The 20,737-nt window shown below is 57.1% G+C and carries 18 protein-coding genes; 13 read left to right on the top strand and 5 right to left on the bottom strand.

The window, feature by feature from the left end:
* Positions 1 to 25: 25 nt before the first annotated feature.
* Positions 26 to 1,720 (top strand): FAD-binding protein, encoded by a 1,695-nt coding sequence (locus G8764_RS05995; protein WP_207951682.1) that lies wholly within the window; start codon positions 26 to 28, stop codon positions 1,718 to 1,720.
* 346 nt (positions 1,721 to 2,066) lie between these two features.
* Here G8764_RS05995 and G8764_RS05990 read toward each other — a convergent pair whose 3' ends face one another.
* Both G8764_RS05990 and G8764_RS05985 read right to left on the bottom strand, forming a co-directional pair.
* Positions 2,067 to 2,624: a nuclear transport factor 2 family protein gene (locus G8764_RS05990; protein WP_166162800.1), complete on the bottom strand. Its 558-nt coding sequence runs from the start codon at positions 2,622 to 2,624 to the stop codon at positions 2,067 to 2,069.
* Between the two features lie 48 nt (positions 2,625 to 2,672).
* Complete coding sequence (locus G8764_RS05985) at positions 2,673 to 3,893, bottom strand: MFS transporter (RefSeq protein ID WP_166162797.1); 1,221 nt, start codon at positions 3,891 to 3,893, stop codon at positions 2,673 to 2,675.
* A 154-nt stretch (positions 3,894 to 4,047) separates the two neighbouring features.
* Here G8764_RS05985 and G8764_RS05980 point away from each other — a divergent pair, with 154 nt between their 5' ends.
* The 3 genes from G8764_RS05980 to G8764_RS05970 all read left to right on the top strand — a co-directional run bounded on the left by G8764_RS05980 (position 4,048) and on the right by G8764_RS05970 (position 7,684).
* Entirely contained in the window at positions 4,048 to 5,277 is a 1,230-nt protein-coding gene (locus tag G8764_RS05980; protein ID WP_166162794.1) for an acyl-CoA dehydrogenase family protein, read from the top strand.
* A gap of 112 nt (positions 5,278 to 5,389) precedes the next feature.
* Positions 5,390 to 6,169, top strand: coding sequence for an SDR family NAD(P)-dependent oxidoreductase (locus G8764_RS05975; protein ID WP_166162792.1), 780 nt, complete (start codon positions 5,390 to 5,392; stop codon positions 6,167 to 6,169).
* A 45-nt stretch (positions 6,170 to 6,214) separates the two neighbouring features.
* On the top strand, positions 6,215 to 7,684 hold the full coding sequence (locus G8764_RS05970; protein ID WP_166162790.1) for a flavin-containing monooxygenase: 1,470 nt from the start codon (positions 6,215 to 6,217) through the stop codon (positions 7,682 to 7,684).
* A gap of 82 nt (positions 7,685 to 7,766) precedes the next feature.
* Here G8764_RS05970 and G8764_RS05965 read toward each other — a convergent pair whose 3' ends face one another.
* Complete coding sequence (locus tag G8764_RS05965) at positions 7,767 to 8,972, bottom strand: sulfotransferase family protein (protein WP_207951681.1); 1,206 nt, start codon at positions 8,970 to 8,972, stop codon at positions 7,767 to 7,769.
* A gap of 219 nt (positions 8,973 to 9,191) precedes the next feature.
* Between G8764_RS05965 and G8764_RS05960 the strand changes: the two genes are divergently transcribed.
* Positions 9,192 to 11,549: a TonB-dependent receptor gene (locus tag G8764_RS05960; RefSeq protein ID WP_166162789.1), complete on the top strand. Its 2,358-nt coding sequence runs from the start codon at positions 9,192 to 9,194 to the stop codon at positions 11,547 to 11,549.
* Positions 11,550 to 11,674: 125 nt separating this feature from the next.
* On the opposite strand, the gene G8764_RS05955 is transcribed toward G8764_RS05960, so the two are convergent.
* Both G8764_RS05955 and G8764_RS05950 read right to left on the bottom strand, forming a co-directional pair.
* Positions 11,675 to 12,622, bottom strand: a complete 948-nt coding sequence (locus G8764_RS05955) for an alpha/beta hydrolase (protein WP_166162787.1) — start codon at positions 12,620 to 12,622, stop codon at positions 11,675 to 11,677.
* Positions 12,623 to 12,649: 27 nt separating this feature from the next.
* A complete protein-coding gene (locus tag G8764_RS05950) occupies positions 12,650 to 13,414 on the bottom strand; it encodes an SDR family NAD(P)-dependent oxidoreductase (RefSeq protein WP_166162785.1) in 765 nt (254 codons plus the stop codon).
* A 143-nt stretch (positions 13,415 to 13,557) separates the two neighbouring features.
* On the opposite strand from G8764_RS05950, the gene G8764_RS05945 reads away from it, so the two are divergent.
* The 8 genes from G8764_RS05945 (at position 13,558) to G8764_RS05910 (ending at position 20,716) form a co-directional block, all read left to right on the top strand.
* Complete coding sequence (locus tag G8764_RS05945; protein ID WP_166162784.1) at positions 13,558 to 14,004, top strand: nuclear transport factor 2 family protein; 447 nt, start codon at positions 13,558 to 13,560, stop codon at positions 14,002 to 14,004.
* Positions 14,001 to 14,450: a nuclear transport factor 2 family protein gene (locus tag G8764_RS05940; RefSeq protein ID WP_166162782.1), complete on the top strand. Its 450-nt coding sequence runs from the start codon at positions 14,001 to 14,003 to the stop codon at positions 14,448 to 14,450. The genes G8764_RS05945 and G8764_RS05940 overlap by 4 nt, the downstream gene beginning before the upstream one ends.
* Before the next feature lie 132 nt (positions 14,451 to 14,582).
* Positions 14,583 to 15,527: a thiamine pyrophosphate-dependent dehydrogenase E1 component subunit alpha gene (locus tag G8764_RS05935; RefSeq protein WP_166162781.1), complete on the top strand. Its 945-nt coding sequence runs from the start codon at positions 14,583 to 14,585 to the stop codon at positions 15,525 to 15,527.
* A complete protein-coding gene (locus tag G8764_RS05930) occupies positions 15,517 to 16,512 on the top strand; it encodes an alpha-ketoacid dehydrogenase subunit beta (protein WP_166162779.1) in 996 nt (331 codons plus the stop codon). Before G8764_RS05935 ends, G8764_RS05930 begins: the two co-directional genes overlap by 11 nt.
* Before the next feature lie 17 nt (positions 16,513 to 16,529).
* On the top strand, positions 16,530 to 17,900 hold the full coding sequence (locus tag G8764_RS05925; protein WP_166162777.1) for a dihydrolipoamide acetyltransferase family protein: 1,371 nt from the start codon (positions 16,530 to 16,532) through the stop codon (positions 17,898 to 17,900).
* A gap of 151 nt (positions 17,901 to 18,051) precedes the next feature.
* Positions 18,052 to 18,567 (top strand): nuclear transport factor 2 family protein, encoded by a 516-nt coding sequence (locus tag G8764_RS05920; protein WP_166162775.1) that lies wholly within the window; start codon positions 18,052 to 18,054, stop codon positions 18,565 to 18,567.
* A 35-nt stretch (positions 18,568 to 18,602) separates the two neighbouring features.
* The gene (locus G8764_RS05915) at positions 18,603 to 19,466 is read left to right on the top strand and encodes an SDR family NAD(P)-dependent oxidoreductase (protein WP_166162774.1); all 864 of its coding nucleotides are present in this window, start codon (positions 18,603 to 18,605) and stop codon (positions 19,464 to 19,466) included.
* A gap of 194 nt (positions 19,467 to 19,660) precedes the next feature.
* Positions 19,661 to 20,716, top strand: a complete 1,056-nt coding sequence (locus G8764_RS05910) for a zinc-dependent alcohol dehydrogenase (protein ID WP_166162773.1) — start codon at positions 19,661 to 19,663, stop codon at positions 20,714 to 20,716.
* Positions 20,717 to 20,737 lie beyond the last annotated feature (21 nt).

Here is a 20,737-nt window from a genome sequence, read left to right as displayed (position 1 = left end):
GGGATTGTCGAGATAGGATAAATGCATGAGCGGTATGACAAACGCCTGGGATTACGAAGTGGATGTGTTGGTGATCGGCACCGGCGCCGGCGCCATGGTGGCAGCCGTGACTGCGGCAGAAAAGGGCGCGCAAACGCTGATTGTTGAAAAAGGGGTGCAATACGGTGGCTCTTCCGCAACCTGTGGTGGCGGCATCTGGATTCCCGCCAGTCATTCCGCCAAAGCCCAGGGCCAAAACGACAGCCCGGAAGAGGCTTTCGAGTACATCAAGGCTCTGACGGCAGGCACTGTGGCGGAGAAAAAAATTCGCGCCTATACCGAGAGTGCTCGCAAAATGGCCGCATATATTGAGTCGGTAACCGAATTGCGTTTCAACGCCATTCCCTATACTGATTACCATGCGGAACTGCCTGGCGGCAAGCATGGCTATCGCACCCATGAAACCAACACCTCGCACGCCTCGAGGTTGAGCCGGGAGGATTTCGACAACCTGCTGCCGAGCCACCCTTCCACAGCGCTGTTTGGCTGTATACCCTGGACTACAATGGAGGCGGCGCCCATGGTCACCCGCGGGCCCGGCTGGATAACCACCATGGCCAGGGTGTTGTGGCGCTACTTCAGCGATGTGCCCCAGCGTTTACGTTCCAGGCGCAGTCGCTTTCTGGTGTTTGGCAACGCGATTATTGCCTATCTGAAACTGGCGCTGAATCGCTACGGCGGCGAGATGTGGTTGCATTCTCCGCTGGTAGAATTAATTCGCTCAGCTGAAGGGCGCGTTGAGGGCGCCGTTATCAAACACGAGGGCCGACCGGTTCGTGTCAGGGCACGCAAAGGTATCGTGCTCGGCGCGGGTGGTTTTGAGCGCAATCAAGCGATGCGTAATCAATATTTACCCGGTGAAGGTCGCCCGGAGTGGTCCGGCGGGCAAGTGAGCAATACTGGGGACGCGATAAAGGCCGGTATCGCCATCGGGGCGGCGACGGATTTGATGGAGCACGCCTGGTGGGCGCCCACCGTGAAAGTGCCCAGTGAGCCGCGCGGGCGCCCGCTGTTCTACGAGCGGGCGCTCCCGGGTTGCATTATCGTCAACCAACTGGGCGAACGCTATATGAACGAGGCGCGCAGTTACGACGTCGCTGGCAAGGCAATGATCGATGCGGACAGGCCTGACAAGCGTACTATTCCTTCCTGGATCGTCTTCGATGCCACCTTCCGCAAGAAATATCCCATGGGGCCGTTGATGCCAGTCATCCCCGACTGGTTGCACAGCCGAGAAGTGCTCGGTATGGTCAAGAAGTCGGGCTCCATTGCCGGCCTCGCTCGGGAAACGGGCATGGAAGCGGAAGTATTAGCCGATACCATTGCCCGCTTCAATGACTTCGCACGCGAGGGTGTAGACAAAGATTTTGGTCGTGGCGCTGCCGCCTACGATCGTTATTACGGTGACCAGAACGTCAAGCCCAACCCCAATCTGGCGCCCTTGTTGAAGGCGCCGTTCTATGCAGTACCGGTCTATCCCGGCGACATCGGCACCAAGGGTGGACTGGCCACCGACGAACATGCCCGGGTGCTGGATGAAAACCAGCGGCCCATTCCCGGTTTGTATGCCATTGGCAACAATTCTGCGTCGGTAATGGGGCCCGCCTATCCCGGCGCAGGCTCAACCCTGGGGCCGGGCATGACCTTTGGGTACCTGGCGGTGCTGGATGCCCTCAAATAAGAATAGCTATTTTACTACTTCACATCCATAAATTGACTTCTGTCATTTTATGGGCGCAGTGAGCTTTTGTGGAGCAGTAAGCCAGGGCCTCAATCCAGCGATGAGGCTGCAGACAAATGCGATTTGCTGTGCATACTAAATCAGTGTATTGACATCAATTTTGACGGCCCATGCTAGTACCAAATTAGCGTTCACCAAAATCTTCGGCATGTAGATGGATGACTAGGCTATTTTTTTGAGAGCCATTTTTTGTCGCGTTTAGTCCTGTGTAGATCACAGAATTAGACAGAAGCCCGCGAGTTAAGGTACACAGGCTTCTCAGTTGAAGATTCAGCAGATCTGCCAATTAGCGCTTGAAAAGATCAGTATCGCCAGGCGAAATGCCTTCATTCAATGAATTGATGATGCGGCGTTTCAATGGCTTGACCCACTGTTCTTCCAGTGTCGGATCCAGAAGTCCGGCTGCCTTAAGTTCATCGCAGAGTTTCATCTGGTGACCGATATCGAACAGATCGTATTGTGACGAAAACTTGCCGTCACCGCCGTAGGTGATGAAGCTGACACCTTCCGTTTCGTAGTAGCTACCGTCCGCCCGTTTTCCCGGGCCACGATTGACCCAGCGAGTGACTATGTTATTGCCGGATACATAGATGTCTGTGATGGGGAAGCTCCATCCGGACCAGCCTGAGCCAACGTCCATATCGCGGCCATAGTGGGTAGCCCTGATCTCGTCGCGGTTGCGTGCAAACACGGGCATGGCTCCACCGTAGGGACAGTAGTAGGTCGCATCCTCGTGATACAGTTCGTCGGCAATCCAGGACCAAGTATTGCGTCTTTCGGCTTCGACAAAGGCTTCGCGCAGGCGAATGCTTGCAGCTTCAACTTCTTCGCGTGGGTATTCCATAGTTTCCTCCAATTTAGGTTCTAGCTCGGTGACTTTTGCATGGTTGAGCTATGTGTTGTTACAGGCAGTCGATAGGCGCGAGCCTGGGTTTTTGAATTTCACAAAAATCAGCACTGCAAGCGCAGCCAGGATCGCCCCCAGCGCAAGTATTGAAGCATCCAGGCCTAGCAGGGTGCGGAATTGATTCATGATCAAAGGGTTGAGGAACTGACCGGAATTCAGAGCGCTGACAATCAGCCCCATGGCCAATCCGTGTACATACGCCGGGGTGCGCTCAAGGATGATGGAGGCAATGGACGGCTCTGACATACCAGCGCCAATCCCTACCAGTGAACAGCCTGCCAGCATCGCCGCAATGTTCGTTGAACATGCCAGCAGCGATAAGCCTGCGCCCATACATAGCGTATTGATCACCAGCACTCTGGGTGCACTAATGGAATGACGCAACTTGCCGTAGAAGCCCGCCGAGAAGATCGCTACCACGGAGGTTGCGCCGATAATCATACCCCGGGTTGTGGCGTTATTGATGTCCCGAGACTCTAGTAAAAATGGACCCTGGATGGAGGGGGTAAACATGCCCACAGTCAGTACTATAAGCAATGCATAGTAAGGCCAGGCTGGCCGTAGTGATTGGTGGTTGATTGTATGTGTTTGTGGGTCGTGGTCTGCCCGGGTCAGGCCTGGCTTGATGGATCGCCAGGCGGCGAGCAATACCGGTAGCCCCAGCAAATACAGACCGAAGGGCGCGCGCCATCCAAGGAAGTCCACCAGCGCGCCGCCAAAGACCAACGCTACCGCGGCAAAAATGGAAGCCATCGCCGTCGCGTAGCCGAGCAAACGCTCACGGGGCTCGCCGCTGAAATGATTGCCGATTAGCGTCAAGCTGGTGGCGAGTATGCCACCACCCGAAATTCCTAGCAGCAGCCGTAGGGCAATTAACGTATACGCGTCTTGCACCCAAAGTACAGCCGCTCCTGAAATGGAGTAGATGGCCAGGCAAACAATCATGCAGCTGCGGCTGCCGTATTTTGCTGCGACGAGCCCGGTCAAAGGCGAGAACAAAATCAGCATCAGAGCCGGGGCTGTCATGACCAGTTGGGCGAACAGCTGGCCGTTGCTGCCAAGGCTAAATTCCCTCGCCATGGCGGGCAGGGCCGGAGCCGCGGCCATGGGTATCAGGGCGACAAGCGCCGGTCCGAGTACGCAGGCCAGGGCCAACAGGCTTTGGCCGCCAGCGAATGGTGATTGGCTTACTTTGTTGTTATTCATACAGGTATACCTGAAGCAGTGCTTATTGAGCCGAGTTTCCATTCTGCACCGAACTCCTGAGTCGCACTTCATTCGATTAGACGATGTAGCCACGCCACCATTTGCGCAAGATATCGCTGCAAGCCAATAAGCGGTAGACCCCAATGGTGGCCAAATGACAAGAACGGACCCACAAATACTTGCCCAGAGACTCGACGCATTTATGCGCCTGCATGTCTACCCGCTGGAACAGGAGTACCAGGCATTTTTTCAGCAGGCCGCCAATCCCTGGGTGACGCCGCCGTTGATGCGATCCTTGCAGGCACAGGCACGCAGTGAAGGCTTGTGGAACCTGTTTCTGCCAGAGGCAGGTGGTGCGGGCCTGAGCAATGCCCAATACGCACCACTGGCCGAGATCATGGGGCGGGTGCTGTGGGCGTCGGAAATTTTCAATTGCGCTGCCCCGGATACCGGCAATATGGAGGTACTGGCCCGTTACGGTAGCGAGGCGCAGCGCCAGCGTTGGCTGCAGCCGCTGCTTGAAGGCCAAATCCGCTCCGCTTTTGCCATGACTGAGCCGCAAGTGGCCTCCTCTGATGCCACTAATATCGAGTGTTCCATTGAGCGCAAGGGCAACGACTATGTGATCAACGGGCGCAAATGGTTTACCACCGGTGCCATGCGTGACAACTGTGAATTGCTGGTGGTTATGGGCAAGAGTGATCCGCGCAACGCCAACCGTCATTTGCAACAATCCATGATTTTGGTGCCCAGGTGTACCCCGGGTGTGAAGGTGTTGCGCTCGGTGACGACACTGGGATACCGGGAAGCACCCTATGGTGAGCCCGAAATCCAATTTGACAACGTCCGGGTGCAGGCCGACTGCCTGTTACTCGGCGAGGGCCGAGGGTTCGAAATTGCTCAAGGACGGCTCGGGCCAGGTCGGATTCATCACTGCATGCGACTGATCGGCTGTGCCCAGCGGGCCCTGGAGCTCATGTGTCAGAGGGCCGAGCGGCGCCGCACGTTCGGGTGCCGACTGTCGCAGCACCAATCTGTGCGCGAGGATATCGCCCAATCTTTTTGCGATATCGAGCAGGCGCGCAGATTGACTTTGGCAGCGGCGGAAAAAATGGATCGTGAAGGTAACAAGGCGGCCAGGGATCTGATCGCGGCCATTAAGATCAGTGTGCCCTCCATGGCGGTCCGGGTAATCGATCGCGCGATGCAGATTCACGGCGCAGCAGGTCTGACTGGCGATTATTTCCTGGCCGAGGCCTTCAATTACGCACGCCAGGTACGTCTGGCAGACGGCCCGGATCAAGTGCATATGATGGCCTTGGGGAAGCAGCTCGTTAATCGATACGGGGCGGCAACGGAGGAAGCCATGGAGGCAGGAGTATGAGCAGCCTGCATCGCAGTCTTCCGCCCGGAGCGCGCTGCCGACGGCTGGGGAAAGGAGGATACATTAATTCAGGCCGGGGTGTGCCCCGACAATTGTAAAGTGAGGAACGATTATGAATGATAAGAGAGCCCTATATCCTGAGGGAGCAGCCCTGGTAGTAGGTGGTAGCGGTGGTGTCGGCCGGTCGATATGCGAGGAGCTCGCGGCCAACGGGGTCAAAGTGGTGCTGACCTATAACAGCAATAGTGTCCGTGCTGAAGCGCTCGCAACCGACATTTCCGCTAAGGGCGGCGTTGCCGAGATAGCGCAGCTATCCCTTGATAACCTGGAAAGAATTCAGGCTCTGGCAGAGCACATCGTGCACAATCATGGCCGCCTGCATTCGGTATTTATCGCCACTGGTTTTGACATCCCCCAGATCAAGATATGCGACGTGACCCCGAAACAATGGCGAACGGTACTGCGCTCCGATGCAGAGGGTGTGTTCAATCTGGTATACGCAACCCTGCCACACCTGCGCGCGGGTGGCGGCGGCAGCTATGTTCACATCAGTTCGGCGGCACTGCAGCGTTTTGCCGAACTGGACATCCTGTCGGTTGCACCCAAGGCCGCTATTGAGGAGCTGATGAAGGGCGTTGCCAAGGAAGAGGGGGAATTCGGCATTAGGGCCAACAGTATTGCCATCGGTGTGATCGAAACTGGCATCTTCCTGCGTCTGAAGGAGGAAGGCGTGTTCGATGAAAAGTGGCAGGAAATGGTACGGGCCATGCTGCCCCTGAATCGATTCGGCCAGCCGCAGGAGGTGGCGGATATGGCGGTCTTCCTCGGGTCAAACCGCGCCGCTTACACCACTGGGCAGTTGATTCCGGTGGATGGCGGCTTTGGGGTTTAAGGGCTTCGCAACTCTACGTTGAGATTTGGATAAGAGAACGTGACTATGACTCAGAATGCACAATCAAACCGACTTCGCTACGTGATCGTGGGGGCTGGAATGGCTGGAATGCTGGCCGGCATCAAGCTGTTGCAACGCGGCGTGACCAACTTTGCGATCTATGAAAAGGCGGACCGCATCGGGGGGACCTGGCGCGAGAATACCTATCCGGGGCTCACTTGTGATGTCCCGTCACACTCCTACACTTACTCCTTTGAACCCTATCCAGACTGGACCTGTTTGATGCCTTCCGGTGCGGAGATCCAGGAATACTTTGAAAAGGTGCGAGTCAAGTACGGCCTCGACGACTACCTGCATTTTAAAAAGGAAATCACCACCTGCGAATATGTGGAGGGAAAATGGTGTATACAAACAGCATGCGGTCATAAAGATTATGCAGATATAGTCATTGCGGCGACCGGTGTGTTACATCATCCCCGCATTCCCGAAATCGAGGGCATGGACAGTTTCAACGGTGCGATTTTCCATAGCGCTCGTTGGGACCACAGTGTCCCCCCGGACGGCCGCCGCATCGCTGTCATCGGTACCGGCTCTACCGGGGTGCAAATCGTTTCGGCCCTGTCCAAAATTGCCGCCCAATTGACCCACTTCCAGCGCACTCCACAGTGGATCATGCCGGTAGAAAACCGTCCATTCACCAATGAGGAAAAGGCGGCCTTTCACAGTGACCCGGAAATACTGAAGCGCATGCAGAACGATCCAGAGCTGGAGGCCAATATCGAGCGCTTCTCTGCGGCGATTACCGATCCGGAATCCGACGCCATGAAGCAGATCGACGAGCTGGTGTTGAACAACCTGGAACAGTCGGTGAAGGACCCTGAGCTCCGGGAGAAGCTGAGACCAGATTACAAACCGGCCTGTAAACGCCTGATTTACTCGCCGGATTTCTACGAGGCCGTACAGCGCCCCAATGTGGAGGTGGTGGTCGAGGGTGTCGATCGAATCGAACCCGAGGGTATCCGCTCCTGTGATGGTCAGTTGCACGAATTCGATGTGATCGTGCTGGCGACCGGATTTCGCGCTGATATGTTTGTGCGCCCGGCGCAGGTGAAAGGGCGCGGCGGCGTCAGCCTGGATGATGTCTGGGGCGATAGCCCGCAAGCCTATATGGCAATCATGATCCCCGATTTTCCCAATTTTTTTATGCTCAATGGCCCTGGTGGCCCGGTGGGCAATTTTTCGCTGATCGAAATCGCTGAACACCAGTGGAATTATGTGGAACAGCTTATTCGCCTGGTCGAGGGCGGCGATTGCCGGGAAGTGTGTGTCACCTCCGAGGCCTTCGAACAATTCGAGCGGGATCGCATTGCGGCCGCCAAGCACACCATCTTTGCCACCGGCTGCGACAGCTGGTACCTGGATGCGCGAGGCATTCCGGCCACTTGGCCCTGGACCCGCCAGCGCTTCAAGCAAGAAATGGCAGCGCCCAAGCCGGAAGCTCTGGAGCTGAATTAAGCCCCTGTCGCTGCCGAAAGCGCAGGAAAGCGAAAAAGCCGGCGTAACCCTGCCGGCTTTTTCGTCCTGTTTCAGAATTGAACTACATCAGAAACGCGCGGTAGGCCTGAGTGTAATAGCCGAACTGTTCTTCGAGAGTACTCTGGGTCATACCGTAATCCGCCAGATCATACTGATGGCTCGGGCGCTGGTCACGCTGGTTATTCTGCAGGTGCTGGCTAAGTGCTGCGCGATCACCTTCATTCAGGGCTAGACCTGCACTCTCGAGAATCCGGCTGCAGGCCGCCAGCGGGTCGGACAGCAGTTGGCGATAGCCGATATCTGTAAAACGCGACTCGTTGCCGGCCCGCGCGGCTATAAATCCCTGCAGGGTTTTGTCCAGGCGCCAGGTCCAGTGCTTTGCCTGGGCGACTTGCAGCCCCTCGGCGGCGGAATCGGCTTTTGACAGGGCGCCAACCATGCTGTACCAGGACGGCATAACCGCAGTAATAGGACGGTGTGTCATGATCACCTGCGCTGCCGGAAAGGCCTGTAGCAGTGTATCTACGGCAGTCAGGTGGTGAGGGCTTTTTAAAACCCAGTGCTGTTGACGCCGCCGCGGGTGCTGGAATTGCAATATTTTCAGGTAGAGGATCAGTTCCTGATAGGCCCAGGTCTGGTCAGCCTGCAGCAGCCACTGACCATAGGAGGGCACATACATCATGGATTCGGGCATGTTGCTCATGAAGGAGTGTTCAATCAACGTTAATTCTTCGTCGTAGGCCCGGGCATCCATAGGGTGAATCGACGCGAAATTGTCGGCGCTGGCCAAGATCTGTGCTACCAGTTGCTCGGCGAGGGTAATTCGCGCCTCACGACTGTTGGGGTCTTCTCCTGGTAGCGGCATCGGGTAGATGGTTTCCCACCAGCAAGTCGCGGTCAGGGAAGGTGCTGCTGCCAGCAGGCGCTGCAACATGGTGCTGCCGGTACGCGGCAGGCCGACGATGACCGCAGCCACCTTGACATCTTCATCGAGGACAGAGGGGTTGTCGTGCACAAAGCGCGTCCGTCGCAAGCGGTTGACCAGGGCATTGATCAAGCGTTCCGACTGGGCCCGCAGACCAGCTTGTGTGAGCTGGGCTTCTTCTCGCATGGCTTGTAAAAGCACGGTCAGAGGCCGCATGAATTTGTCATTACCGAATTCGTCGAGGCCGGCTCGCTGCCTGGCAATAGCGAGCAGCCGTTCGGTTGTAAGGTCGTCGAGGGTTTGCACGCAGGTAATTGCAGTCATCGTTTTATCGCTATCCATTGTAGTTTTCAAACCTTTATTGCGTTGAGCTGTAGGGCGTTGAATTGTGCTGGTGTTTTAACGTGAAACTGACTTGTTCGCGTCATTCGAAAGTGTGAAGTCGATCGTTAGCAGGCCTCAAATGGAGATTCACCCGATTGAATGATGTAGTGCCCCAGTTGAAGGATTAGCCTAGATGGCGAACAATCCCAATCAAGAGCGATAATAAGAGACCACGCTATGACAAACGCATTTACCAAGACAACAGCCAACTCCGGCAAGACCACGTTGCTTGCAGCAGTGGCGCTAGCTTCCCAGGCGCTGCTGGCAACACCAGCAGTGGCTCAATCGCAGCAAGGTAAGGCCTGGACGCTGGAGGAAATTACGGTTACCGCCCGCAGGGTAACGGAGAGCCTGCAGGATGTGCCCACCGCGGTAACTGCCATCACCAAGGATGGCCTTGAAGCTCTTCAGATCGATGGCTTTTTGGGTGTTGGCCAGACCGTGCCCAACCTCTATATCCAAAAGCAGGGTGGGGCGCCCACTGCGCCGCAGATGCAGATCCGCGGTGTTTCCAACGGCTCACTGAATATGCAGGTGGATTCCGGTATCGGCTTGTACGTGGACGGCGTCTACCTCGGGCGCCCGGGTGCCGCGTCTTTCGACCTGGCGGACCTTGAGCGTGTGGAAGTGATGAGAGGTCCTCAGGGTACTCTGTTCGGGCGCAACTCAACCGGTGGTGCCATCAACCTGATCAGCGCCACGCCCACCGGCGAGCTCGGCGGCAAGCTGAAAATGGGTTTTGGCAATTTTGATGCCCATACCGTGCGCGGTGTGCTGAACCTGTCGGAGTTCCACGGCCTGTCCACAAAACTCACTCTGCTCGACAAGCAAGCCGAGGGCGACGTGGACAACATCAGCAGCCGCCACAGTTTCCAGTTCCCCGAACCGTTCGGCACCATCCACACAGCTGAGCGCGGTGGCGACGACGACACTGAGGCCTTTTCCCTCGCCCTGCGTTACCAGGGGATCGAAGGGCTGACCGTGGATTACCGCTACGAGCAGGCGAACTGGAAGGGCACCAAAAACTTTCGTCAGCCCGGCAGCATCGGGCCCTGCGTTGATTTCGCCACCACCACCGGCCAGTGCGCTTTCGCCACACCGGGGCTGTTGACCGAAGTACATTCGCTGCCGCTGGACTTTGACTATCGCGATGAACTGGCCAACCCGATGGAAACACCGGCTGGCCAAGACACCTGGGGCCACAGCCTGACGCTGGAGTACGACCTGAGCGAAGCCCTGGCGGTGAAGTACATTTACGGTGATCGCGGTCACGAGCTGGAGTCTGGCGGCAACCAGGTTTGGGGCGCTCACGAGCACTACGATGCCTTGGGCTCCTTCGGTACTGCCGGCGATTTGTGGACTCCGTTGTTTGCGCTGCGCGCCGAAGAGCAGGACCAGAAGTCCCACGAGTTGCAGTTAATTGGTTCGCACGAGAAGTTCGAATGGATTGTGGGCGGTTTCTACTTTCAGGAGGAGGGCTCGGTGAATAACCCTATATTTCTTTTCCGGACCTTGTCCACCACCAGCATCAATCCGATCTCAGTGACCGGATTCGATTACTTCGTCGGTCAGAACGTCGAGATTGAGAATACTTCCAAGGCCCTCTATGCCCACCTGACCTACCACATCGGTGATGTGGACATCAGCGCTGGGGTACGCCGCACGGAAGATGAACGCGAGGAATTTATCATCGCCGCGGGTCTGATTGGTGCTGTTCAACCCGGTAATGCCTCGTTCGAAACCGACGGTGACAATACCGACTACGACATCTCGCTCACCTACAACCTCAGTGATGCCATGAACGTGTACTACAAGTATGCCACCGGCTTCGTTTCCGGCGGCACGCTAATGGGCAATGCCTTCGAGAAAGAGGAAATCAAAAGCCACGAGATTGGTCTGAAATCTGACATGCTCGGCAGCCGCCTGCGCATCAACGCGGCAATTTTCGACATGGAGCGCACCGATATACAGATTGAGGGTTTTACTGGCATTGGTTATTTTATGGGACAGGGTGAAGGGGTGGATTCCCAAGGGGCGGAACTGGAGGTGACCTATTTGCCCTTCGAGGGCATGACGGTCAACTTCAACTACGGCTACACCGACGTCGATATGAGCGGCGACCTGCGCACCTTCCAGCCAGCCAATACCGCGTATCTCGGCGTGCAGTACGATTTTGCCCCCATCGGTGGCGTATCACCCAGCGTTCGTGTCGACGCCAGCTGGCGCGATGATGTCTGGCGCCTGGCGTGTGCCGCCGGTACCGACCAGATCCCCGCCACCGACACCTGTGTCGGCACACCGATACCGGAGCTGGACCGGCAGGCGCAGTTAAAGGCGAGCACCAACCTGGGAGCAGTCGTCAGCTTTGATGACATTCGCTTCAGCGCGGATCTCACCGGACGCGTTGCCATCTGGGGGCGCAATCTGCTGGACGAGGATGGCAAGGAGTTCGGCTTCACCCTCGGCGGCCCGACCCTCACCAACACCTTTATGCGCCCGCGCACTTACGGCGTGGATTTCGAAGTCATGTTCTGATCGTCAGCTTAACGCACACCACCGCGTTTTGGGGGTTCCGGTAAGACGGACCCCTTTTTTTGTTGAAAGCCCCATTCCTTCCTGTAGGTTGGATAGGGGTCAAGGGTCTTAATCCGTGAGCTTCATCAGCTATTTCCGCTGCCCAAAAACCGCCCGAAGGCCTCATCGATACAACTGTTCATTCGCCGGCTGATTTGCGCTTCCGGCGCAAACTGCTCGGCGCCGTGAAAAACCCCCGGAAACACTACCAGTTCCACCGCTACCTCCGCAGCCATCAGGCGGTGCGCATAATCAATACATTCATCGCGAAACAGGTCAGCGGTGCCTACGGTGACGAAGGTAGGCGGCAGGCCACTGAGATCGGTGGCCCGTGCTGCGGCGGCGTAGGGGGAGGCAACTGCGCCCGGTGTACCGTTGAGGTACATCGCCCAGGCATTGAGCGAGGTCTGTCGATTCCACACGTAGTGGTCTACGTGTTGGCCCGAGGGCGTGGCGTGCAGATTGTCGAGCATGGGATACAGCAGAAACTGGAATGCCGGTGCGCAGGCGCCGCTGTCGCGCAATTTCAGGGCCAGGCCTGCTGCCAGTCCGCCACCGGCACTCTGCCCGGCCAGGGCAATTATTGTCGGGTCGATGGCCAGTTTTACAGCATTGGCCAACATCCAGTGGTAGGCAGCCAGGCAGTCTTCCAGGCCGGCCGGGAAAGGGTGTTCCGGGGCCAGGCGGTAATCGACCGAGACTACGGTACAGCGGTATTTTTCCGCCAGCTGCGCAGGCAAAATCTCATCGGCACTGCCGAACAGGTAGCCGCCGCCGTGAATCCACAGCAGGCCTGGGCCGGCTTCGCGTTGCGTCAGGGGACGGTAGACAACGACGCGGCTGTCACCCGCCTCGCCGGCAATATTTTGCCAGCGAGTGTCAACCCGAATGGTCGGCTTGGTGGCCGCTGGGATTTGCTGCGCCATGCCGGCGCGCAGTGGTGCGACCATATCTCGGGTGATCAGGCCGAGCTCTGGCGGTATGGCGTCTGCAGCAGCCTGCAGTTGCGGGTCGATGGGGGTGGCGCGATACATAATGTTTCCTCGGTTGAGCTTTAGTAGTCAGGGACCCACCGGAGCGGGCACGAAAGTGGATAGCAGACCGGCGTCGATAATATGGGCCTGGCCGTTGACGAATCCTGCCCTGGAGCTCACCAGCCAAACGGCTAATTCCGCCACATGCTGGGCGCTGCCGGAGCCGCGCAGGGGAACTCGAGGCAGGCTTTCAGGCGTGGCTATGCCGCTGTTGCCGCCGCCGATCATGGGGGTGTCGACGGCTCCCGGGCAGATGACATTGACCCTGCTGTCGCGAGCGGCGAAGGCCGCCGCGCAGGATTTTACCAGACCGATAACGCCGTGCTTGGCGGCGGCATAGGCGGGGCTCTCCGCGAGGCCAATGACGCCCGCGGTGGAGGCGGTGACCACTACCGAACCGCCGGCGGCCATGGCCGGCAACAGCGCTTTGAGGCCGAAAAAGACACCCTTGAGGTTGATATTGATATGGCGGTCGAAGAGGGCTGCGTCCAGGCTCTCGAAACCTTCCATCGGACCCAGGTAGCCGGCATTGAGGAAAGCTATATCCACAGCACCAAAGCGCTCTTGCATTTGGTCTATACAACGTTGGTAGCTGTTAGCGTCGGTGACGTCGAGGCTGCAGGTGAAAGCTTGTTCGCCGATCTCATCGGCTACTGCCTCAAGCCCTGCGCGGTTTATGTCCGCCAGGCATACCTGGGCACCCTCCTGGGCAAAGCGGATTGCCGCTGCGCGACCGATGCCCGAAGCAGCGCCAGTAACCAGGGCGGACTTGTTGTGCAACAGGAATGTCATGGTGTTATTACCCTAATTTATTAGAAAGAGTATTGCAGGGTAGGCCAACATTGTTGACCCGGACTCATTCGAACAGACTAATCGCAGCGACGCAGTCTTTGCTAGCATCGGCGCAACGGAACGGGAATAGAGGATAGATATCCATGGCGCGATACCAACAACTGCAAACCATTTTTACCGAGCTGATCACCGCCTATGGGCGCAAGGATTTCGATACCTTTGAGACCCATCTGCTGCCCGATACCCACTTCGAATGGCCCTTTCTGCCACTACCGGATTTTCCCAGGTCGATGGTTGGCAGTTCTGCGTTTGTCGCCGCTTCGAAGGAAGGTATGGCGGACTGCACACCATACGGACACGTGGTGGATCAGTTCTACGAGATGAAGAATCCGGACTGGTTGCTGGTTGAGTACCATACCGATTCTGTGCATCTACCTACGGGCCGGTGCTACGCGAATACGTATCTGGGCATTCTGCGCTTCGAGGGCGATAAGGTGGCCTACTGGAAAGAATATGTAAACCCGCTGCCGATACTGGAAGTTTACGGTGCCGATTTCGTCAATCAGGCAGCTAAGGGGGCTGGACAATGACTGCCGACGATTACTTCGCCATTCAACGCCTGGTGTTCTCCTACCCACGTTTTCTGGATCAGGGCAATCTGGCGGCGATGGCACAACTGTTTGAACACGCCGACGTGCATTTTCAGGACGGCCGTGTGTGCCGCTCCAATCCAAGGGAGCTGCAGCAGATCTTTGCCGATTTTGTGCGAATTTATCCTGATGATACGCCTCGCACGCGGCACCTGACTGCCAATCTGATCATCGAACCGGCCGGCACGGAATCAGCGATCGCCAGCTGCTATGTGGTGGTCTTTCAGCAGACCGCCGAGCTGCCGTTACAGCCGATTATTGCCGGAGATTATCGTGACCGGTTTGCCAGGGTTGATGGCGAATGGCGCTTTATCGAGCGTTTTATCGGCAATGATCTGTTCGGTGATCTCGGCGCCCACGGCAAGTACGACTTTGCACCCTTATGAAAAGCTGTATAGCTGCTGTTAGAGAAAATTTCATTCATTTCGATGAATCGCGTTGGCGGCGGTTACGGGATGATACGGACAGCAACCCATGCGGTGGCAGTTTTACTCAAAAATGAATAAGGAACAGAACTGATGCCTATCGACACTACCCTTATCGGCGACATGTATCGCCGCATGAGTATCGCCAGGGCGATAGAACAGATCGTCGAAAAACACACCCGCAAGGCCCGAATCTCTGGTTGGTGGCACCCCGGAGAAGGGCAAGAGGCGGTTGGCGTCGGCGCCAGCGCCGCACTCAATGGCGAGGACTATCTCTGGTACCAGGGGCGCGGCTGTGCCTGGGCCATAGGCAAGGGTATGCAGCCCGGGCCGATTCTGGGTGATGTGCTGGGCAAGGTCAGTGGCGCTACCGGCGGCAAGGGTGGCGGTGTTCCCCACTGGGCTGATTACTCCCTCGGAATCATGGGCGAAGGCGCTACTCTGGGCAGCGTCTACCCGCTGGCTGCGGGCTCGGCGTTTGCGTCCAAATTGCGCAAGGATGGCCGCGTATCGCTGGCCAATTTTGGTGATGGCACAGCCTCCCGTGGCACCTTCCACGAAACCATGGTGCACGCGGCGACTTGGAAGTTGCCGCTGATCTACCTCTGTGAAAACAATGAATTGCTGGTGGGCACCAAACTCACCGATGTCTGCCCGACCGCCGATATAGCCGATTTTGCCAAGGGATATGGTATCCCCGGGATAATTGTCGACGGCCAAGACGCTGTGGCCGTGTACGAAGCGACCCTGGAGGCCGCAGCGCGTGCGCGGGCCGGCGAAGGCCCCACCCTGATCGAGGCCAAGACTACCCGGGTTCAGGGCCACTACGCGGGGGACCCCCAGAACTATCGTGCTAAGGATGCGCTGGCCAATTACCGCGATCCGCTGGCCGTGCTGGCCGAGCGCATGGCAGTCGACGAGGTCGAGACGATTGCTGCCGAGGCGCTGGCTCTGGTGCAGGCCGCCTACGAAGAGACTCTGGCGGCACCGCCTCCGGACCACTCAATCATATTTAAGGATCTCTACTATGGCCAATAACGACAAGATGGAAACCATGCTCTACAACGCCGCCATGGGGTTGGGCCTAGCCGAGGAGATGCGGACTAATCCGGATATCTTCGTACTTGGCCAAGGGGTCGCATCGGGCGGCTGGTTTGGTGCCGAGAAGGGCTTGGCGGATGAGTTTGGTAGTGATCGCGTGGTCGATTGCGGTATTTGTGAGGCCTTTGAAGTGGGCATGGCCGCCGGGGCCTCTGTTGTCGGTATGACGCCGGTGATTAATCTGGGTTTCGCCGACTTCTCTCTTATTGCCGGTGATGAGATTTATCACAAGCTGGGTAAATGGCGCTATATGCACGGTCTCAATGTGCCAATGTCGGCGGTCATTATCCTGCCGGTAGGTGTTATGGGGGGTGCCGGCCCTGAGCACTCCAACTCCATTGAGGTGCTGGGCATGCACTTTCCCGGCCTGAAGGTGGTAGTGCCTTCCAACGCCGCCGATGCTAAAGGATTGATGAAGGCAGCTCTGCGCGAACCCAACCCGGTCCTCTACCATTCCATTCAAACGCTGAGCTTCACCCGTGGCGAAGTGCCGTTGGACAGTGACTACATTGTCGAGATTGGCAAGGGCATCGTGCGTCGACCTGGCAGGGACGCCACACTGCTGACCTACGGCTCCATGGTCAATCGTTCATTGGAGGCCGCGACGACCTTGGCCAATGAGGGCATCGAGGTGGAGATCATTGACCTGCGCTCCCTGGTGCCGCTGGACTGGGAGTTGATCCTGGAATCGGTTAACCGCACCCATCGTGCACTGGTGGTGCACGAGGCCAACAAGACCGCCGGACCAGGGGCTGAAATTGCGGCCCAAATCCAGGAACGGGCCTTCTATGAACTGGAAACCCCCATTTTACGTGTGGCGGGCAAGGATGTGCCACTGCCGCAGCAGAACGACCTGGAACAGGCCTGTATCCCCTCCGTTGATGAAATTGTCGCAGCCGGGCGACACATCATGAGCCTCTGATTACAGGATCCGTACTTATGTCGATTATTCGAGATTTAACGATCCCCATGATGGGGTCTGTAGAAAACGCTCGCTTGCTGCAGTGGTATGTTGCTGAAGGCGACGCTTTCGTCGCCGGTGATGTGCTGTATGAGCTGGAGACCGACAAGACGGTCACTGAGATTACCGCAGAAGAAGATGGCATTTTGGTGCGCCGATTAGGTGAGGAAGGAGCCGACTTTAAAATGGGCGATTGCGTGGGTTGGCAGGCGCCTGCCGGCAGTTTGCCGGAAGCCATTCAGCAAGGTGTCGCGCTACGGGAGGGCAATGGCCCGCAGCCCGCAGCCGCTGCAGTAGCGCTTGCAACCAGTGTCACAGCGTTAGAAAGCAGTACCACAGCTGCTACTACCGAGGTGGAGCCCGGCGAGATGTTGATGGGGGGAGTTATGGCCAAAACCTCGCCGCGTTCGCGCAAACTGGCCCGGGAGTACGGTATAGACATTACCACTGTGACTGCCACCGGCCCGCGTGGGCGGGTAACCGGCGAAGATGTTCTACGAGTCGCGGCAAAACGGAAGCGGCTGCCAGTTGCAGCCGGTCCGGAGGCAAATGTGGTGCCGCAGAAGGCACCTGTGCCGACGGTTGAGCCCGGCGCGGAGGTTGCTGCCGCAGGGACATCTTTGCCCTCGCCGGCACAGCGCCCAGTAGCTTTAACTAATAAGCCTGCGGGCACCCGCGTACGTCACTCGTTGCGTCGCAAAACCATCGCCAGCAATATGGTCTGTGCCAAGCGCGAGATGCCCCACCTGACTGCCGACATGGATATCGATTTAAGCGCCCTGATGGCATTGCGCAAGCGTTTCAAGGCCAGTGGCCAGCAACCGCCCTCGATTCTGGCCTATTTCGCTTGCAATGCGTCGCGTCTACTACAAGAGCACAAGTCTCTCAACGCCACCTTTGGCGAGGACGAAATGGTGCTATGGAATTCGGTTAATCTCAATATCGCCGTGGATACCGACGAGGGTCTGGTGGTGCCGGTGATTCGTGACGCCCAGTTACTGACCGCGGCGGAGATGTCCACTCGTATCGCAGGCCTGGCCGAAGCTGCGCGCCAGCGGGCATTGCAGCCCGAGGAAATGGCCGGTGGCACCTTTACCATTTCCAACCCAGGCGCCCTCGGCCCGGTGGTGCGTGCCGAAGCCGTACTTAACGGCGATCAAGTGGCATTGATGGGCATGCCCGGCATTGTCCAAAAACCGGTGGCGGTGGCACTGCCGGACGGCAGTTATGCGGTGCAAGTGCGCCCCATTTTGAGGCTCGGCATTACTTTCGACCACCGAGCGCTCGACGGTGGGCCGGTGATCCGGTTTCTTAACGCGCTCAAATTTGCCATCGAATCGTTGGCATAGGGGGCTACCTTAAGCGATGAATCGCCTTGGTTGAAGGCCGGTAGTCTCGCTTCAACTGAATATTGGATGCAGTCGGTAGCGAAATTTACGGCCCATACTTGCTGCATCAATAAATGCACACTTTTAACGTATAAGTGAAAGGAGTTCCTCAATGACTATCGAAAACAACCTGGTCGAACGCCTGCAAATCCTGGAGGACATCGAGGCCATCAAGCAATTGAAGGCGCGTTGGTGGTTTGCCTGCGATGTCCGGGATACTGGAGACATGCGCAGCTGTTACCACGAGCCGGATTTTCTGATTGATTTCGGCTTTATCGGTCAGTATCGCAACATGGAAGAGTTTATCCGCGTGTTTGAAGAATTGGCCTGCCATCCCAGCCATATTGACATGCATCACGGTATGTCCCCTGAAATCCAGTTGACTGGTGAGGCTTCTGCCAAAGGGCGCTGGCGCATGCAGTTCCAACTGTTGGAAACTGAAAAGAAAATGGTGCAGATGATGCACGGCTACTACGATGACGAGTACGTCAAAGTCGACGGCGAGTGGAAGATTTCTGTCTCCCGTTACACAATTCTTTCTAACTTGCTTATGCAGGCGGGAGATGGATCGCTGCAGGTGCTGCAGTTGGGGGCTGCTCCGGGGCTGGTGACCGAGAGCGAAGGCTGAGGGCCGCTACAACAATTCTTCAAGGAGTATTTGCTATGTCGTTGCATCATAAACCTGTTGTGGTGGTGACCGGGGCCAGCCGTGGCGTCGGCAAGGGGGTTGCGCTTGCCTTGGCCGAGATGGGGGCAACCGTCTATGTTACCGGCCGCACAACCGGTGCTGCGGAACCACAGGCTGGTAGCATTGAAGCCACAGCTGCTGAAGTTACCCGACGCGGCGGTACCGGCATCGCTATTGCTTGCGATCACCGCGACGACGCCCAGATAAAAGCACTGTTTGAACAGGTGGCACGCGATCAGGGCCGGTTAGATGTGCTGGTCAACAATGTCTTCGCCGTACCCGATGACCTGCTACACCCGGCCCCGTTCTGGCAAAAACCTCTCAGCTATTGGGACGACATGATCGATTTGGGCCTGCGGGCTCATTACCTGGCCAGCTATTACGCGGCGCCGCTGATGGTTGAGCGAAGAGAAGGCCTGATCGTCAATATCTCCTCGTTTGGCGCCCGTTGCTATATTCACACGCCCATTTACGGCATCGGCAAAGCGGGGGCCGACAAGATGGCCCACGACATGGCCAAGGAGCTCAAACCACACAACGTGGCGGCCCTATCCCTTTGGCTGGGAGTTGTGAAAACAGAGCGTACACTGGAAGTAATGAAGGTCGCTCCTGAAGCCTATGCCGATCTTGTCGACGGCATGGAAAGCCCCGAGTACCCTGGTCGACTAGTGCGTGCTCTGCTGGAGCGGAATGAGGTGATGGCACGCACCGCCAAGACTTGGGTCACCGCCGAACTGGGGGCGGAACTTGGTGTGCGCGATATCGATGGTCGCATTCCGTCCTCCTATGCGCCCATGCTGGGGGAACCGGCGCAGCCGTCGGAGACAATGGTGGGTTAAGTGGATTACCGGCCTGGCGGTCAAACTCATCAATCTACTCATTTAAGGCCCTTACAATATCCGTGATAAGTAGTGTCATTTTAAATGAGGCAATAACCCTTCAGTAGTGTGATTTTTAGTGACTGAATGCGCATTACTCTTTTTAATTGACACCTAATGGGTGCCCCCCAAAAAAAGTTAAAGGAGTAAAAATAATGAAAAGGCTTGTGGCTACTGCGCCGAGAACGGCGGCGCTGCTGGAGTACCCGGATCTCGAGGTGAAGCCCAACGAGGTTAAGATTAAGGTGGCGTACGCCTCACCCAAGCATGGCACCGAGGTGATCGATTTTCGCGGTGCGTCACCTTTTATGGGGGAGTATTTCTCTGAAGAATGGCGGATGTTTATGCCACGGGCCAGAGGGGACACAGCGGGAGTCGTGTTCGGCGAATTTGCCCTTGGCAATATGATAGTGGGTAGCATTGTAGAAATCGGCGGAGACGTAACTCGCTACCAGCCCGGAGATGTCGTATGCAGCTATGCTCCAATCTGTGACACTTTGATTGTAAATGGGGTCGATAATTTCAGGTTGCGCAAACTGCCCGATTCGGTGAAGTGGCAAAATGCGTTGTGTTACGACCCGGCCCAGTTTGCCCTTGGCGGGGTCCGTGATGCCAATGTCCGTGCCGGTGATTTTGTGGTGGTCATGGGCCTCGGCGCCATCGGCCAGATTGCCGTGCAGCTTGCCAGCCGGGCCGGCGCCAGCGTTGTGGTTGGCGTCGACCCGCTCAGCTATCGCCGAGAGATTGCCCTACGCCACGGCGCGCATTACAGCTTAGACCCCAGCGCTTGCGATCTTGGCTATGAGATCAAAAAGCTGACTGGTAAGCTGGGCGCAGACGCGATTATTGAAACCAGCGGCAATGCCGGCGCCCTGCAGTCGGCGCTGCGGGGCGTCGCCTACGGCGGGACCATTGCTTATGTCGCCTTTGGCAAAGCGTTTCCGGCGGGGCTGGACCTCGGACGAGAGGCACACTTCAACCAGGCGAAGCTGATCTTTTCCCGCGCCGCCAGTGAACCTAATTCAGACCATCCACGCTGGAACCGCCGCCGCATCGAGGACACTTGCTGGCAACTGTTGGTAAGTGGCTATCTCGATTGTGAAGCGATCATTTCGCCTATCGTACCTTTTGAAGACAGTGCGCAGGCCTATATGCATTACGTTGACCAGCATGCGGAACTCAGTATTAAAATGGGCGTCACTTTCAAATAAAAGCCACAATCGCTGGAGCAC

It is taken from the genome of Pseudomaricurvus alcaniphilus (assembly GCF_011440395.1).
GTDB lineage: Bacteria > Pseudomonadota > Gammaproteobacteria > Pseudomonadales > Cellvibrionaceae > Pseudomaricurvus > Pseudomaricurvus alcaniphilus.
The sequence above is the reverse complement of the archived record's forward strand: the minus strand, read 5'-3'. Positions and strand labels throughout refer to the sequence as shown.

Coding starts and splice junctions, on each gene's coding strand:
- G8764_RS05995 (WP_207951682.1), top strand. CDS start 26: ATGAGCGGTATGACAAACGCCTGGGATTACGAAGTGGATGTGTTGGTG.
- G8764_RS05990 (WP_166162800.1), bottom strand. CDS start 2,624: ATGGAATACCCACGCGAAGAAGTTGAAGCTGCAAGCATTCGCCTGCGC.
- G8764_RS05985 (WP_166162797.1), bottom strand. CDS start 3,893: ATGAATAACAACAAAGTAAGCCAATCACCATTCGCTGGCGGCCAAAGC.
- G8764_RS05980 (WP_166162794.1), top strand. CDS start 4,048: ATGACAAGAACGGACCCACAAATACTTGCCCAGAGACTCGACGCATTT.
- G8764_RS05975 (WP_166162792.1), top strand. CDS start 5,390: ATGAATGATAAGAGAGCCCTATATCCTGAGGGAGCAGCCCTGGTAGTA.
- G8764_RS05970 (WP_166162790.1), top strand. CDS start 6,215: ATGACTCAGAATGCACAATCAAACCGACTTCGCTACGTGATCGTGGGG.
- G8764_RS05965 (WP_207951681.1), bottom strand. CDS start 8,972: ATGGATAGCGATAAAACGATGACTGCAATTACCTGCGTGCAAACCCTC.
- G8764_RS05960 (WP_166162789.1), top strand. CDS start 9,192: ATGACAAACGCATTTACCAAGACAACAGCCAACTCCGGCAAGACCACG.
- G8764_RS05955 (WP_166162787.1), bottom strand. CDS start 12,622: ATGTATCGCGCCACCCCCATCGACCCGCAACTGCAGGCTGCTGCAGAC.
- G8764_RS05950 (WP_166162785.1), bottom strand. CDS start 13,414: ATGACATTCCTGTTGCACAACAAGTCCGCCCTGGTTACTGGCGCTGCT.
- G8764_RS05945 (WP_166162784.1), top strand. CDS start 13,558: ATGGCGCGATACCAACAACTGCAAACCATTTTTACCGAGCTGATCACC.
- G8764_RS05940 (WP_166162782.1), top strand. CDS start 14,001: ATGACTGCCGACGATTACTTCGCCATTCAACGCCTGGTGTTCTCCTAC.
- G8764_RS05935 (WP_166162781.1), top strand. CDS start 14,583: ATGCCTATCGACACTACCCTTATCGGCGACATGTATCGCCGCATGAGT.
- G8764_RS05930 (WP_166162779.1), top strand. CDS start 15,517: ATGGCCAATAACGACAAGATGGAAACCATGCTCTACAACGCCGCCATG.
- G8764_RS05925 (WP_166162777.1), top strand. CDS start 16,530: ATGTCGATTATTCGAGATTTAACGATCCCCATGATGGGGTCTGTAGAA.
- G8764_RS05920 (WP_166162775.1), top strand. CDS start 18,052: ATGACTATCGAAAACAACCTGGTCGAACGCCTGCAAATCCTGGAGGAC.
- G8764_RS05915 (WP_166162774.1), top strand. CDS start 18,603: ATGTCGTTGCATCATAAACCTGTTGTGGTGGTGACCGGGGCCAGCCGT.
- G8764_RS05910 (WP_166162773.1), top strand. CDS start 19,661: ATGAAAAGGCTTGTGGCTACTGCGCCGAGAACGGCGGCGCTGCTGGAG.